This window comes from Streptosporangium sp. NPDC001681 (assembly GCF_040298085.1).
In the GTDB taxonomy this organism is placed as follows: Bacteria; Actinomycetota; Actinomycetes; order Streptosporangiales; family Streptosporangiaceae; genus Streptosporangium.
Map to the genome: position 1 here is coordinate 36,428 of NZ_JBEOZN010000041.1, position 13,999 is coordinate 50,426.

The 13,999-nt window shown below is 69.5% G+C and carries 16 protein-coding genes and 1 pseudogene; 4 read left to right on the top strand and 13 right to left on the bottom strand.

Features of this window, described 5'->3' with window-relative positions; all coding sequences use genetic code 11:
• Nucleotides 1-89 precede the first annotated feature (89 nt).
• Entirely contained in the window at nucleotides 90-230 is a 141-nt protein-coding gene (locus tag ABT130_RS20135; RefSeq protein WP_350921343.1) for a hypothetical protein, read from the bottom strand.
• Nucleotides 231-255: 25 nt separating this feature from the next.
• Nucleotides 256-312, bottom strand: a pseudogene (locus ABT130_RS20140) (CbtB domain-containing protein); the annotation flags it as partial.
• 119 nt (nucleotides 313-431) lie between these two features.
• On the opposite strand from ABT130_RS20140, the gene ABT130_RS20145 reads away from it, so the two are divergent.
• Both ABT130_RS20145 and ABT130_RS20150 read left to right on the top strand, forming a co-directional pair.
• A complete protein-coding gene (locus ABT130_RS20145) occupies nucleotides 432-1,004 on the top strand; it encodes a histidine phosphatase family protein (RefSeq protein ID WP_350921344.1) in 573 nt (190 codons plus the stop codon).
• 376 nt (nucleotides 1,005-1,380) lie between these two features.
• A complete protein-coding gene (locus ABT130_RS20150; protein WP_350957216.1) occupies nucleotides 1,381-2,055 on the top strand; it encodes a YoaK family protein in 675 nt (224 codons plus the stop codon).
• A 122-nt stretch (nucleotides 2,056-2,177) separates the two neighbouring features.
• On the opposite strand, the gene ABT130_RS20155 is transcribed toward ABT130_RS20150, so the two are convergent.
• The 4 genes from ABT130_RS20155 to ABT130_RS20170 all read right to left on the bottom strand — a co-directional run bounded on the left by ABT130_RS20155 (nucleotide 2,178) and on the right by ABT130_RS20170 (nucleotide 4,536).
• Nucleotides 2,178-2,741, bottom strand: coding sequence for a hypothetical protein (locus ABT130_RS20155; protein WP_350957218.1), 564 nt, complete (start codon nucleotides 2,739-2,741; stop codon nucleotides 2,178-2,180).
• A gap of 194 nt (nucleotides 2,742-2,935) precedes the next feature.
• A complete protein-coding gene (locus tag ABT130_RS20160) occupies nucleotides 2,936-3,397 on the bottom strand; it encodes a DUF5990 family protein (protein WP_350957220.1) in 462 nt (153 codons plus the stop codon).
• Between the two features lie 93 nt (nucleotides 3,398-3,490).
• Nucleotides 3,491-3,733, bottom strand: a complete 243-nt coding sequence (locus ABT130_RS20165; RefSeq protein ID WP_350957222.1) for a hypothetical protein — start codon at nucleotides 3,731-3,733, stop codon at nucleotides 3,491-3,493.
• Nucleotides 3,730-4,536, bottom strand: a complete 807-nt coding sequence (locus tag ABT130_RS20170; RefSeq protein ID WP_350957224.1) for an alpha/beta fold hydrolase — start codon at nucleotides 4,534-4,536, stop codon at nucleotides 3,730-3,732. Before ABT130_RS20170 ends, ABT130_RS20165 begins: the two co-directional genes overlap by 4 nt.
• A gap of 183 nt (nucleotides 4,537-4,719) precedes the next feature.
• Between ABT130_RS20170 and ABT130_RS20175 the strand changes: the two genes are divergently transcribed.
• Nucleotides 4,720-5,682, top strand: coding sequence for a LysR family transcriptional regulator (locus ABT130_RS20175; RefSeq protein ID WP_350921354.1), 963 nt, complete (start codon nucleotides 4,720-4,722; stop codon nucleotides 5,680-5,682).
• Here ABT130_RS20175 and ABT130_RS20180 read toward each other — a convergent pair.
• The 7 genes from ABT130_RS20180 to ABT130_RS20210 form a co-directional block, all read right to left on the bottom strand.
• Complete coding sequence (locus ABT130_RS20180; protein ID WP_350957226.1) at nucleotides 5,669-6,517, bottom strand: alpha/beta fold hydrolase; 849 nt, start codon at nucleotides 6,515-6,517, stop codon at nucleotides 5,669-5,671. The genes ABT130_RS20175 and ABT130_RS20180 overlap by 14 nt on opposite strands.
• 121 nt (nucleotides 6,518-6,638) lie before the next feature.
• Nucleotides 6,639-7,427, bottom strand: coding sequence for an ATP-binding cassette domain-containing protein (locus ABT130_RS20185; RefSeq protein ID WP_350957228.1), 789 nt, complete (start codon nucleotides 7,425-7,427; stop codon nucleotides 6,639-6,641).
• Entirely contained in the window at nucleotides 7,424-8,458 is a 1,035-nt protein-coding gene (locus ABT130_RS20190) for an ABC transporter ATP-binding protein (RefSeq protein WP_350957230.1), read from the bottom strand. The genes ABT130_RS20185 and ABT130_RS20190 overlap by 4 nt, the downstream gene beginning before the upstream one ends.
• A complete protein-coding gene (locus ABT130_RS20195) occupies nucleotides 8,451-9,437 on the bottom strand; it encodes an ABC transporter permease (RefSeq protein ID WP_350957232.1) in 987 nt (328 codons plus the stop codon). Before ABT130_RS20195 ends, ABT130_RS20190 begins: the two co-directional genes overlap by 8 nt.
• Entirely contained in the window at nucleotides 9,434-10,363 is a 930-nt protein-coding gene (locus ABT130_RS20200) for an ABC transporter permease (protein WP_350957234.1), read from the bottom strand. The genes ABT130_RS20195 and ABT130_RS20200 overlap by 4 nt, the downstream gene beginning before the upstream one ends.
• Nucleotides 10,350-12,053, bottom strand: a complete 1,704-nt coding sequence (locus tag ABT130_RS20205) for an ABC transporter substrate-binding protein (RefSeq protein ID WP_350957236.1) — start codon at nucleotides 12,051-12,053, stop codon at nucleotides 10,350-10,352. Before ABT130_RS20205 ends, ABT130_RS20200 begins: the two co-directional genes overlap by 14 nt.
• 403 nt (nucleotides 12,054-12,456) lie before the next feature.
• Nucleotides 12,457-12,828 carry a hypothetical protein gene (locus ABT130_RS20210; protein ID WP_350957238.1) on the bottom strand — a complete coding sequence of 124 codons (372 nt, stop codon included), beginning with the start codon at nucleotides 12,826-12,828 and terminating at the stop codon, nucleotides 12,457-12,459.
• 767 nt (nucleotides 12,829-13,595) lie between these two features.
• Here ABT130_RS20210 and ABT130_RS20215 point away from each other — a divergent pair.
• Nucleotides 13,596-13,999, top strand: a 404-nt coding sequence (locus ABT130_RS20215) for a WD40 repeat domain-containing protein (RefSeq protein ID WP_502992177.1), incomplete at its 3' end; no start/stop codon positions are given.

The following is a 13,999-nucleotide window of genomic DNA, read 5'->3' on the forward strand; positions in this document are numbered from 1 at the left end:
ACCGGCGGGGGCACGTCCCGCTCCGGCCCGCGCAGCAGCGACGGGAACGACGCCTGGACCGGCAGTGGCCTCGGGGTTCCGAATACAGGTCAGCCGGTGTCGGCTGTCGCTGTCGCCCGGTTGTTTCGTGGCCGGGCGATCAGGCTGCGTTCCGTTAGGGCGCCGAACACCAGTCCGAGGGCGGCCGATACGAGCCCGACGAGCATTACGCGCAGCAGCAGTGCGCGCATCGTCATAGCACGTCCCGTCTGCTGGTCAGTGACAGGGGAAGCCGAGGAGATGCCGGCCGTCGTGGACGAACTCGTGGACGAATCGCCGTCATAGTCAGGTTGATGACAACGTACGATGCGGGTCGGGTTCCGTCCGTGGGCCGGAAGGAAACCAAAGGCATCCACAGACGCCATCCCCCGCTCACCATCCGGAGCCGCCACGTGACGATCCGTTTGATCTTGGTCTGTCATGGTCCCACCGTCGCGCTCTCCCGGGCGTTCTTCCCGGCCGATGAGCCGCTCACCGAACGAGGCGGACACGCGGCAGGGCACGGGTGGGAGTCCGCGGCGACGGCCTGGTGCAGCCCCGCCGCCGCGGCCAGGGAGACCGCGGCGGCGCTCGGACTGGACCCGTCGATCGAGCCCGCGCTGCGCGACTGCGACTACGGGCGCTGGCGCGGCCGCGGGCTCGCCGAGGTTCAGGCCGCCGAACCCGAGGCGATCCAGGAATGGCTCACCGATCCCGCCGCCAGGCCGCACGGCGGGGAGTCGATCGTGGATCTGATCGAGCGGACCGGCGACTGGCTGGCGGGCCTGTGGCGGGATTCCTTCCACGGTCGCGCGGTCGCGGTGACGCACGCCGCGGTCATCCGGGCCGCGCTGGTGAACGTGCTCGCCGCGCCTCCCGCCTCGTTCTGGCGCGTCGACGTCCCGCCGCTGGCCCGGGTTCAGCTCACCGCCCACCACGGCCGCTGGCAGCTGCGCGCGACCGAGCCTGACCGGCCGCCGGTCTGACGGAGAGCCACGACCTCAAGCACGCCGGGCGGCGCGGTGATGAGAGTTCCCTCCCTGCGCCTCGGCATCAAAAACTCATGAGAAAAGCCCATATGGCCGCATATTGCTTTTCGGGGGCACTCGAAAATGCTTGTCAAAATGCGGCGAGCCCGGGTTTCGGTACGGCCATCCTCCTCCACCTCTGGTGAAGAGTGTCTGCTCAGAGGCATCTGACGCGGGTACCTGTAACGAGAGGTTCGACTATGCCGTCCAGGGGAGGTCACACCCGGCCGCGGGTGGGCACCGTGACAGGGATCGCCGACGCCTCGGGCCCAGCCCCTTCGACGCGTGGCCTCGGAGTCCACGGACTCACCACCGGGCTGATCCGCCATCCGCCGTGCCAGAGGTGAAGAACGACCGGCCATCCGACGCGCCGCTGGCCGGTCTGACCGTCATCAGCGGACTCGTGGACGCGATCAGCTACGTGGGCATCGGCCAGGTGTTCATGGCGAACATGACCGGAAACCTGCTCATCCTCGGCTTCGCCGCGGGCGACCCGTCCAAGTTCCCGCTCGTCGCGACGGCCATCGCCGTCATGGGATTCTTCCTCGGGGCCGGGCTGGCCGGGCAGCTGGTCGAGAGGGTTCCGAACGTCCGCCGCAGGCTGATCCTCGCCATGGCCATGGAGACCAGCCTGTTCGGCATCACCACAGTGGGCTCGTTCCTCCTGCCCACCACCCAGGCCGGCCGCTACCCGCTGATCGTCGCCCTGGGAGTCGCCATGGGCGGGCGGAACACCGTCGTGCGCCGTCTCAAGATCCCCGACATCAGTACGACCGTGGTGACCGGCACGTTGGCCAATCTGGCGGCCGATTCGGTTCTCGGCACCGGCAGGCACACACGTGCCCGCCGTCGCGCCGGGGAGATCGTCGCGCTCGTCCTCGGTGCCTGGGCCGGCGTCCTGCTGCTGCGGAACTTCGGGTTCAACGCCACACTGGTGGTGCTGACCGTCCTGATGGCCCTGACAACCGTCCTCTACATCTGGCGCACGTCACCGGCGCGCGCCCGCTGACCTGTTACCGGTCGCGGAAGCAGAGCAGCTGGAAGGAGCGCGGCGGGGGATCCGTTTGGTGAGACGGAAAGGGCCGCCGCGCCATGCCCGCGCTCCTACCCCGACGCGGGACGGCTTCACGATCAGCTCTCAAATTTGACGTCAACGACGAAGTTCACCTCGGTGGCGCCGAGCGAGCCGGTGACCAGCCAGCAGCCTGGATGGGGGAAACCCACGGTGCTTGCCTGAAAGCCGCGTGTCCCGTAGCCGGATGAGAGTTCCTCCGTCACGGTCTCGCCGGTCCGGAGAGAGGTGGCACCCAGTTTCAACCGGCCGTCGAACGCTCGCCACCATCCCATCTTCAGATGGTGTTTGCCGTCCGGCCAGCGGACGGCACGCGAGTCGGAGGTAGGCAACGCCACCCACAGGCCGCCACCGCCGTAGAGGCCGTCGTTTCCGGAGTTCCAGCGAATCGCCTCGGGAGGTGGCGGGGCGGGGCGGTCGGCGGGTCTGGTGACCGGGCACGGCAGGTCTTTTCGCAGAGTGCCCGGCTGCGGCCCGATCCTGGTCGGCGCGGGTGTCGGTCCGGTGGACGCCGACTCCGCGGGTGGTCTCCGTACGTCCGAGGCGCAGGCGGACGCCGCGGCGGCAATGATGATGCCAAGCAGCGGGATCAACGCTCTCAGGTCACCTCTGGTGCAGGTCATGGCGGACTCCTGGGGGCCGGGGGAGAACAGGGCTGTGCGTCATTGATACGTACGAGCGCGATGTCACGATCCCGCGAGGTGGCCGACGGTTGGATGCGGCATCTGCTTCAAGCGGGAGACTGTGACCTGGTCACCCGGACCCGAGTGGTGGGCCGGCACGGAGCCACATGATGCTCTGCGGCCGCGGCGGGAGATCAATGTGCCTGCCCGGCGAGCCATTCGACGAGCGGTGGCCTGACCGCGGCACACAGCGGCTGGTTCCTGGCATCGGTGAGGCGAAGACGGGCCAGCAGCAGCCCGGAGCGCGTGGCGGCCTTGGCGGTGGTCGGGTCGACGGCGTCGAGCATCAGCTTGGCTCGCCGGAACAGGGTGAAGGTGCCGGCATCCTCCACGGTGCCCCATGACAGGTAGATGAACCGGCCTTCGGGGCGGCCCTGGATATGGGGGCCTTTGAGGTCGATGCCGGACGGGGTGGTGGTCGCGGTGCACTCCAGCGTCCAGGTCGCCGACGCGGCGTCGCCGGGCTGCGGGTCGAGCAGCTCTTCTCGCTGGTTTCGGCGTTGGACCGCGACGTGGACGTCGGTGTAGCCGGGAAAGCCAGGGGCGGTGGCGCAGGTGCGGCCTGGCAGGTCGAAGGCCTCGATCCGGATCTGCATGGGATCATCTTCTCGCAAAAGGCGGGGCCGTCAGCGGCGGTGGCGTGTGGCGGCCCCGGCTGGATGCGGGAATCTTCTCTGCCGTGGCATCGACTACCGGGGCGAGCAGAGCGTGCCTGCGGGGGCCAACGTCAGCCTCGTCAGATACCGGTCGGCGTACCCCGTCACGCACGGGTCCTTCGCCCGCAGGTAGACGACGTGAACGGGGCCGTCATAGCGGACGGCGACCGAGCCTGGGATCCTGCTCACCAGGAGCTCGGTGACCGGAAAGTCACGATCGCCGCCGAGGCCCAGCACCGAAGGCAGTCCGGCCGGCAAGGGGCGCGGCGGGTTCACCGGCCGGTGCCGCCAGCCGGAGCAGGCCAGGGCCTCCAGCCGGAGCAGGCCAGGGCCTCCAGCCTGGTGCCCACCCCGCCGCCGAAGTCGCGGGAGATCCGCTCGCTGTAACGGCGGTCGCTGACGAGCGCCTCGTACCCCAGTCCGACCAGGCCGTCCGGGCACCGGGTCGCCGCCGCGCCCGGCGAGCTCCAGCTCGCGGAGACGCCCAGGATCTGCTCGCCGAACCAGGCGAAGTCGCCCTTACTCGCCTTGAGCAGCGCGCCGGCGAACTCCGGTGACCTCTCCGGAACGGGGAGGACCATCCGGGCCAGCGCCTTGAGGTGCAAATCGGTCAGTCTGATCTCACCCAGCCGGGCGGAGGCATACGTGACGGGCCTGCGGCCGGTGCTCTTGATCAGCTCGCGCCAGAGCTTACGCACGTTCCGCCCCCGCAGGGCGCACGCGTCGTCACCGGCACACCAGGTGGTGAAGCGCTTGAACGCCGCCTCAGTGGTGCGCAGTTGCACGCGTTCCATACCGCGCCAGCCCACCGTCGCGTCGGGCGTGCTGTCGAAAACCACTGCTCGGACGTGCCCAGGGTAAAGCCGCGCGTACGCGGCGGCCGGAACCCCGCCGTAGGAGAAGGCCAGCATGTTGAGCCTGTCCTGGCCGAGGGCGATGCGGATCGCCTCCATGTCCCTGGCCACCGAGTCCGAGTCCAGGTGGTCGGCCAGAGCAGTCGTGTCGTCCTGGCGGCACCGATCGACCAGGCGTTCCAGTGCGGCGGCCTGGCCGAGCAGCGCGGTGAGCTGGTGACCCATGGCCTGCTCGACCAGGTCAGGCGATCGGCCAGCGCCGCGATCGGCCCAGGCCCGCCCGCCCCGGCCCTTCGATCCGCTCGGCCAGGCCGAGCGCCGCGCGTCCGGAAGCGCCCGCTAGCATCGGGGTCCCCTGGTCCCGCCTCGCGGATGCCCCCACCGCGGCCGACTCGCGACGGAGCCCGCGTGCCCACGATCGACCCCCGACGTCTCCTCGTCCTCCGTGCCTTCGTGCTGTCCGACTCGGTCACCGCGACCGCGGCGGCGCTGCACCTGACGCCGTCCGCGGTGTCGCAGCAGCTCGCGGCGCTCGAGCGCGAGGTCGGCCACGCGCTCGTCGTACGCACGGGGCGCAAGCTGGCGCTCACGCCGGCCGGGCGTATCCTCGCCGGGCACGCCGAGGAGATCAACTCCCGGCTGAAGATCGCCGAGGCCGACCTGGCCGCGCACGCGGGCGGTGTCCTCGGGCAGCTCCGGATCGGCGCCTTCCCCACGGCGATCAGCTGGTTGGTGGCACCCGCCATCGTCGAGCTGCGCCGCCAGGCGCCGGGCGTCGACGTCACGGTCGTCGACGCGGAGGCGCACATGAGCCACCGGATGCTGATGCGCGGCGATATCGACGTGACCGTCAGCCTGGAGTACGAGTCCGACCCCGAGCGCGACTCCCCCGACATCGTGAAGTTCCCGCTCTACATCGAGCGGTTCAAGGCCGTCCTCCCCCACGCGCACCCGCTGGCCGGCGAGGAGGGCATCGGGCTCACCCAGCTCACCGAGGAGGGCTGGATCATGCCCTCGCCCGGTAACCCGTGCCGCACGATGGTGCTGCAGGCGTGCGCCGAGCTCGGCTTCCACCCGCCGATCACCCACGTCTCGGACGACTACCGCGCCGCGCTGGCGCTGGTCGCCGCCGAGGCGGGGATCTGCCTGGTGCCGGAGTCCGCGCTCTCCGCCCGCGACGCCGACTGGGTGACGATCCTGCCGACGCGCGGCATCGCGCCGCTGCGCAAGGTGATCATGACGACGCGGCGCGACAACCAGGGCCACCCCGTCGTACGTGCGGGGCTGGAGGCGATGCGGGCCGCTGTCGCCCAGCCGGACTCGGAGATCTACGGCCCGCTCGCGCGGTCCGACACCTTCAGCGTCGAGTGACGGCTCCGGCCGACGGCGCGTTCTCGCGGAGGAAGGCGTCGACGTGCCGGTGGTACTCGTCCGGCTTGTCGCGGCGCACGCAGTGGTGGGCGCCCTCGATCACGACGACGTCGAAGCCGGGCGCGACGGCCGTGAGGCGCTCACGGGAGTGCTTGTCGACGATGACGTCGCCGGTGCCGGTGACGAGCAGCGCCGGTACGCCGGCCGGGCCGACCGTGATCTGCCGCGCGGTCGGCGTCCAGATCCGGCGCCTCTCGTGGACCCGCTGCTCCATGTAGTCGATGTCGACGGCCTTCATCGCCTCGGCGAGTGGGCGCAGCTCCTGCTCCGCCCAGTGGGGCTTGAGCTCGCGCTGCATGTCCATGAGCTCCTCGACCGACGCCGTGTCGGCGTAGTCGAAGGGGTCCTTGGTGGTCTGCTCGACGCTGAGCCACGGGTTGGGACCGGCCTCCGGCACCCACCACGGCGGGTCCTCGAGCACGACGCCGGCCACGAGGTGCGGGGCGTCGGCGGCGACGAAGGCGGCGATCCGCGCGCCCATGGAGTGCCCGACGACGAGCGTCTTGCGCCCGGTCTCGTCGAGCATGTCCTTGAGGATGTCGATCGCGTCCTGCACCATCACGTCGGTGGACGGAACGCCCTCGTGCTCGGGCAGGCGGCTGGGCGACTTCCCATGGCCCCGGGCGTCCGGCGCCACGATGTGGTAGTCGCCGCACCAGCGGTCGACGGCGTCGCCGTAGCACGCGCCGGACTCCACGGCGCCGTGCAGGATGAGGATGGCGGGCGCATCTGCTGCGTCCCGCCCGTACTCTCGGACGAACAGGTCGGTTCCCACGTGTCCTCATTCAGTACTCTGTCGCGCCGGCCTCCGGCCGGCTCACGACGGGGTGGTCGTTCGGTGAGTCATGGTCATGATCGTGGCACGCCTGGTCGGCGTCGCGCAACGCTCCCGCAGGTCAGGCCGGCAGCTCCGCCTCCGGTGTCGCCTCGACCAGCGCGCGCGTGCAGGGGTGCTGCGGGGAGCGGAAGATCTCGTCGGACGGGCCGGTCTCGACGATGCGGCCGCGCTGCATGACGGCGACGCGGTCGCTGTAGAGCCGGATCACCGCCAGGTCGTGGCTGACGTGGAGGAACGAGATCCCCTGGTCGCGCTGCAGGTCGGCCAGCAGGTTGAGGATCTGGGCACGCACCGACACGTCGAGCGCCGAGGTCGGCTCGTCCGCGATGATCAGGTCCGGCTTGAGGGCGAGCGCGCGCGCCACGGCGACGCGCTGGAGCTGCCCGCCGGACGCCTCGTGCGGGTAGCGCCCCAGGTAGTCGGCGCCGAGGCCGACCGACTCCAGCAGCGCGACCAGCTCGGCGGTCGACGTCGTCTCGCCGTGCGCACGGAAGACGTTCTCCAGCGTCTGCCGCACGGTCTGCAGCGGGTTCAGCGACGCCAACGGGTCCTGGAAGACCATGGCGACGTTGCGCCGCAGCCGCCGCAGTCCTCGCCGACTGAGGCGGGCGACGTCCTGCCCGTCCGTACGGACGGTGCCGGACGTCGGCACCACCAGGCCGTTGGCCATCCGCGCCAGCGTGGACTTGCCCGAGCCGGACTCGCCGACCAGGCCGAGCGCCTCGCCCCGCTCGACGTGGAGCGAGACGCCGTCGACGGCGAGGAAGCCCTTGCGCCCGCGGCCGAAGCCACCGGCGGTGCGGTAGCGCTTGCTGACGTCGGTCATCTCCAGGATCGGCTCGCTCACCGGGCGACCTCCTGCGGTGCGGGGAGACGATCGAGGTGGCAGGCCGCAAGGTGCAGGCCGCCGCCCTCGCTGGTCGGGCGGACGGTGGGCAGCGGTGTCTCGACGACACAGCGCTCGCCGACCTGGTCCGCGAGGCCGCAGCGCGGCGCGAAGGCGCAACCCGGTCCGGCGTCGCGCAGCGACGTGGGCGCGCCGGGGATGGCGCGGAGCCGGGTCCGCTCCCCTCCGGTGTCGAGTCGGGCGTCCAGCCGCGGCGTGGCCGCGCGGAGACCGGCGGTGTACGGGTGGGCGGGCTGCTCGAAGATGTCGCGGAGGCTGCCGTACTCGGCCTGGCGGCCGGCGTACAGCACGAGGACGTCGTCCGCCGCGCTCCCCACCACTCCGAAGTCGTGGCTGATCAGGAGCATCGCCATGCCGTACTCCTGCTGGAGCTCGCGGAGCAGGGCCAGGATCTGCGCCTGCACCGTCACGTCGAGCGCGGTGGTCGGCTCGTCGGCGATGAGGAGCGCCGGCCGGTTCACCAGGGCCATCGCGATCACCGCGCGTTGCCGCATGCCGCCGGAGAACTCGTGCGGGAAGCGGCATACGGCGTCCGCGGGCTCGGGGATGCCGACCCGGTCGAGCATCTCGACCGCACGGGCCCGCGCAGCGCGGCGGGTGACCGACGGGTTGTGCAGGCGGACCGCCTGGGCGATGTGCGCGCCGATGTCGAGGTACGGGCTGAGCGCGGACATCGAGTCCTGGAACACCATGGCCACGTCGGAGCCGCGGGCCCGGCGCAGCTCGCGCTCGTCGGCGGAGAGCATCTCCCGGCCGGCGACGACGATCCGGCCCCGGGCGCTCGCCCCGCGCGGCAGCAGCCGCATGATCGCCCGGCCGGTGATCGTCTTGCCCGACCCCGACTCGCCGACCACGGCGAGCGTGCGGCCGCCGTCCAGCCTCACGGAGAGGTCCCGGACGACATCGGCGGTGACGCCGCCGCTGGTGAACGAGACGCACAGGTCCTCGACCTGGAGTACGGGGTCAGGCACGGCGGATCCTCGGATCGAGAAGCGGCATCAGCAGGTCGGCGATCAGGTTGCCGATGATGATGAGGAAGGCGGAGAAGAGCGTCACCCCGACGACGATGCTCAGGTCGGACTCGTTCACGCCGGACAGCAGCAGGTCGCCGAGCCCGTGCAGGCTGAACACCTTCTCCGCGATCACCGACCCGCCCAGGAGCGCGGTGACGTCGAGCGCGAACATCGCCACGACCGGCACCATCACGCCGCGGACGGCGTGCCGGTTCACCTGCCGGGTCGACGCGCCGCGCGCGGTCATCGCGACGAGGTGGTCGGCCGAGAGCTCGTTGAGGAGCTGGGTGCGGGTGACCCGGATGTAGCCGGCGGCGAGGATGAACGACAGCACCATCCACGGGCCGATCAGGTGCCAGGCCCAGTCCGTCGGTGACTCCGAGAACGACACGAAGCCGGAGTACGGCAGCGCGTTGAGCATGAAGCCGAAGACCTGGACGACGAGCAGGCCGACGAGGAAGGTCGGCACCGACAGCCCGAACATCGCGAAGCCGGTCGAGAACCGGTCGACGATCCCACCCTTGCGTATCGCCGACAACGCGCCGAGGCCGATGCCCACGACGAGGCACAGGACGGCCGCGCCGACCGCGAGTGACAACGTGACGGGCAGCCGCTCGGCGATGAGCGTCGTGACGTCGCTGCGGTTCGGGAATGAGTAGCCGAAGCAGGGTGCGTGGCAGTGCACCTGCTGGGCGCCCTCGCCGTACGTGCGGCCGACGAAGAGGCCCTTCACGAACTCGGTGTACTGCCACACCGCGCTCTGGTCGGTCTGCATGTAGGCGCTGACCTTGGCCCGGGTCTCGGGCGGGCACGGCTTGCCGCACATGGCGCGGGCCGGGTCCTTCGAGGCCCCGAAGAAGAGGGCTATCGTCACGAAGGCGATCGCGAGGAGCATGAACACCGCGGTGACCATGCGGCGGGCGATGTAGACGATCATGCAGCATCCTCCGTGCGCACGTCGAGGACGTCGCGGAGCGCGTCACCGGCGAGCGTGGCGCCGAATACGATCAGGAACACCACGGCGCCCGGGAAGAGCATGTACCAGACGTCCGCACCGCTGTAGATCCACGGCAGCGAGTCCGAGAGCAGTTTGCCGAGGTCGGGGACGTCGCCACGCAGGCCGACGCCGAGGAACGACAGTCCCGCGACGACGCTGACGTTGCCGGGCAGTGACATCGCGAACAGGACGACGACCAGGCCGAAGAGGTGCGGCAGCATCTCGCGGCGGATGATCTGCCAGGGCGGAGCCCCGGTCGCGCGCGCCGCCTCGACGAAGGCGCGGGCGTTGATGGCGCCGGCCTGGGCGCCGATGATCCGGGCCGGGACGGTCCAGCCGAAGAAGGCCAGTACCAGCACGAGGACCAGGCCCCGCGGCATCTCCGGCGGCACGATCGCCATGATCGCGATGACGAACATCAGGCCCGGGAAGCCGAACATGAAGTCGATCACCCGCCCCGCGACGGCGTTGAGCCAGCCGCCGAAGTACCCGATCGCCGTACCGAGGACGGCGGCGAAGGCGATCGACAGGATGCTCGCCCCGAACGCGATGAACAGCGACGAGCGGATGCCGTAGACGATCTGGGCGAACAGGTCGACGCCCGTCACCGGGGCGACGCCGAGCCAGTGGTCGGCGCTGACGCCACCGAAGGCGCCCAGCGGACGGCCGCCGTCCGGGTCGAGCAGGTCGGGGTGGAAGGTGCTCGGGTCCTGTCCCTCGATCCGCACGAGCAGCGGGGCGCAGAGCCCCGCGACGAGCGGCACGACCAGCATGACCAGGCCGGCGACGCCGGACCGCTTCCGGAGGAAGCGGCCGAGGGCCGGCGTACCCCGGCCCTCCGCCTGCTGGATCTCAGCGATCGACACCGACGACCAGCTCATTCGCGAACGGCGGGTAGGCGGGGATGAAGTAGTTCAAGATCTTCGAACCGGCCAGGGCCTGCGTGCGCTGCACGAGGATCGGCACGACCGGGGCGTCCTCCATGATCTGCTTGTCGATCGCGGCCCACATCTCGCCGGCCTTGTCGAGGTCCGGCTCCGCGATCGCGGCGTCGATCGCGGCGTCCACCTCGGGGTTGGAGAACTTCGAGGCGTTGCCGCCGCCGTTGTCGATCTCGCTCGACGCGAACAGCGGCTGGATGGTGCTCATGCCGCTCGGGAAGTCCGCTCCCCAGCCGTTCGTCGTCATGTCGTAGTCGCCGTCGGCGGACGAGACGAGCTCGGACCAGGTGTCGCCGTCGAGGCCCTTGAGCTCGACCTTGACGCCGACCCGCGCCAGCGAGTTCTTGATGCTCTGGGCTTCCTTCTCCTCGATCGCACTCACGTCGGTCGGGTAGGTCAGCGTGAGCTTCAGGTCGGAGACGCCAGCGTCGGCGAGCAGCTTCTTCGCCTTGTCGACGTTGCCGGTGTCACCGCCGTCGTACAGGTTGTACTCGGTGTAGCCGGGGATGCCGGGGGTCATGATGGTCGAGGTGATCTGGCCGCCGAACTTCGGGCCGCCGTACACGCTCTGCACCTCGGCCTTGTTGATCGCGTAGTTGATCGCCTGCCGCACGCGGACGTCGGAGAGGCCCGGGCGCTTGACGTTCATGGCGAGGTAGCGGAAGTAGCCCGACGGGCTGTTGGCCATGCGGTCGGAGATCGACGGGTCGGACTCGATCCGCTGGAACTGCGACGGCGAGATGAGCGCGTTGCTGATCGCGGTCTTGTCCTCGCCCTTGTCATCGATGAGGCGCTGCACGATCGTGTCGTTGTTCAGGCCCATGTCGAGGACGATCTTGTCCGGGCCGGCGAACCGTGCCTGGTCGGTGTCGGCCTTCCAGTTCGGGTTGCGCTCCAGCACCGCCTGCGAGCCCTTGCGGAAGCTCGTCACCTGGTACGGGCCGCTGGCGACCGGGTGCTCGCCGTACGTCTCCGGCTTGGTGTCGGCCGCAGCCGGCACCGGCGCGAAGGCCGGCATGCTGACGATCCACGGCCAGTTGCCGAACGGACGCGTCAGGTGGAAGACGATCTTGTGGTCGTCGACGACCTCGATGGAGTCGAGTTCCTTGCCGTCGTACGGGCCGTCGTAGTCGGTGCCGCCGACCAGCAGCGTCTTGTGGTAGCCGAGGCCACCCTGGAACATCGGCGCGAACGACCGCTCGATGCCGTACTTCACGTCCTGCGCGGTGATCGGGCTGCCGTCGGAGAACTTCAGGCCCTCCTGCAGCGTGAAGGTCCACGTCTTGCCGCCGTCGTCCGTCGTACCGGTGTCGGTGGCGAGGTCCGGCACGAGGGTCGTGTCCTTGTCCGGGAACGTCCGCCACGACGTCAGCCCGCGGTGCACCCACCGCAGCCGGCTGGTCGGCACCATCTGCGCGTTGGCGGTCTCGAAGGACTCGGTCGCGCGCCGCGAGAGGTAGTGCAGGGTCCCGCCCTGGGGCACGGACTCGAGCGCCGTCGTGTTCTTGCCCTTCGTCGGCTCGGTGGACTGCGAGTTCGCGTTGCAGCCCGCCATCACGAGGGCCAGGACGAGCGCGAGCCCTGCGGGCACCACTCTCCGGGATCGGTTCGCCATAGATCGCGCTTCCTGTGAAGCGGTCCCGATCGGTCGGGTCCGCTGCTTGAATCTCAGGAAGGGAGTCTGTTGGCGGGCGAGAGCGTGCGTCCATCGAGGAGTTTTGCAGGGAACCTTTCAGAAAATCTTACAGATCGCGGAGATCTGCGCGCGCGGCGTCCATGATAGCCCGGCGGTCCCCAGGGTCGAGGGACGCGGGGACAGCCATTAGCGGTGAGATGGATCATGGTGCGGATGGTCACCGCGACCTGCGGAAACACTAAAGATCGTGTTATCACGCCGGACCATCCCGCCATGTTCGGGCCGAAAAGCTGACTCAACACTGTTGGTCGTGCATCGCCCTGACCTGCTCGAACAGCCCGTACCGCCAATGACTGTCCCGCTGTTCCTCGACCCTGTGGTCCTACACAACCAGCGCGAGGGCCTCGTTCAGCAGGTGGCGCAGCTCGGGACCCTCGATGACGGCCCTGTTGTCCGGCAGCGGGTGCCACTGAAACAGCACAAGCACCCAGAGCTCCATGCGATCGAAATCCTCCGCGGTGTACTCCCACAACTCCGGAACGGTGTCATCCGACTCCGTGGCCCGGTAGGCCACGAAGGTATCGGGAACAACCATTTCGCTCCCGTCGGGGGAGAAACGCTCGGCGAACTCCTCGGCGGGAGGACGTCCGGAGAGTCTGTTCAGCGAGAGTGCGTAAGACAGGAAGCCACCGATGACCCGGTCCGGGTCATCGGTAACGGAGAAGCTCCGGCCCTCAAGGCGAACGGTGCGCATATCTGACGCAGGCTACCGTTGCCTTCGTCCGTGGTGAGCGCCCGACGCCTGTCCCTCGACCGGCCCGTCGCCTGCTCCGGCCTATGGAACTGGTAAAGGTCACTCGATCATCGATCTTTACCAGTTCCATAGGCCAAGACATCTCGAATGTTCGGGACGTTCTGGTCGTGCTCGACGGTCAGGCCGGCCAGGCGTGCTGGTAGTCGGCGAGGGTCGGGGTTGAGGAACAGCGGAACAGCCGTTGGCGCTAAGCCGCCTCGTCGCAGGTCGCGGAAGTCCGTGCAGGGCACCGGTGCAGCGTTTCCTGAGGCCGCACCCTCACGTCAGCCGACCCTGACCGCCTGCCCACTTCGCATTTGACCAGTTCACCGCCACAACGAGAAGCAAGATCTTTCTCACCGCCAACGGCTGTTCCGCTGTTCCTCAACCCCGAACTCTGCACGCGACAGTACCGCCCGGCGCCGAACGCCTGCCGTAATCCGGGGTGCTGGGACTATTTCCGCAGGATTGAACGCTAAGACCGACCGGCGCGTCCTGAGCTGTGGGAAGTCGGCATCCAAGTCTCGGAAAAGCCCTCTCGATCGGCGTCTTCGGAGCCTACTGACCCCATGCTGACCAGCAGCGGAAGGCTTAACGTTCAATTCCGGCCGGATAGTCCCAAGACCCCGGAGCCGTTCGCCGCCGGCGAGCTGCTCGGCCCGGGCAGGCAGAAGGGGACGCAGGCACCTCCAAGTCAATCTCAAGCGTGATCTTCTACACCTAGGGGTGTGAATACGATCCCTCCGCGGCAGCGCCGCTCACTATCTCGCCGTACCCTGCTCCTGGGCGGGCTCGGCGCCCTGGCCGCCATCGGCGTGCCGACCATGGTCGCCTGCACCCCCGACCCCACACCAAACGCCACCAAACCCACACCAAACGCCGCCCTCACCGGCCACACCCATTGGGTCTTCTCTGTGGCGTTCAGCCCGGACGGCAAAACCCTCGCCACCGGCAGCGCCGACAAGAGCGTGAAGTTGTGGGACGTGGCCGGCCGCAACACCGTTGCCACCCTCACCGGCCACACCGACGATGTCATCTCGGTGGCGTTCAGCCCGGACGGCAAAACCCTCGCCACCGGCAGCCTCGACAAGAGCGTGAAGTTGTGGGACGTGGCCGGCCGCGAAACCATTGC

Excerpts from the sequence above, each read along its gene's own strand:
- ABT130_RS20205 (WP_350957236.1), bottom strand. The coding sequence starts at position 12,053 with ATGGCGAACCGATCCCGGAGAGTGGTGCCCGCAGGGCTCGCGCTCGTC.
- ABT130_RS20155 (WP_350957218.1), bottom strand. The coding sequence starts at position 2,741 with ATGACCTGCACCAGAGGTGACCTGAGAGCGTTGATCCCGCTGCTTGGC.
- ABT130_RS20195 (WP_350957232.1), bottom strand. The coding sequence starts at position 9,437 with ATGATCGTCTACATCGCCCGCCGCATGGTCACCGCGGTGTTCATGCTC.
- ABT130_RS20135 (WP_350921343.1), bottom strand. The coding sequence starts at position 230 with ATGCGCGCACTGCTGCTGCGCGTAATGCTCGTCGGGCTCGTATCGGCC.
- ABT130_RS20170 (WP_350957224.1), bottom strand. The coding sequence starts at position 4,536 with ATGGGTCACCAGCTCACCGCGCTGCTCGGCCAGGCCGCCGCACTGGAA.
- ABT130_RS20210 (WP_350957238.1), bottom strand. The coding sequence starts at position 12,828 with ATGCGCACCGTTCGCCTTGAGGGCCGGAGCTTCTCCGTTACCGATGAC.
- ABT130_RS20160 (WP_350957220.1), bottom strand. The coding sequence starts at position 3,397 with ATGCAGATCCGGATCGAGGCCTTCGACCTGCCAGGCCGCACCTGCGCC.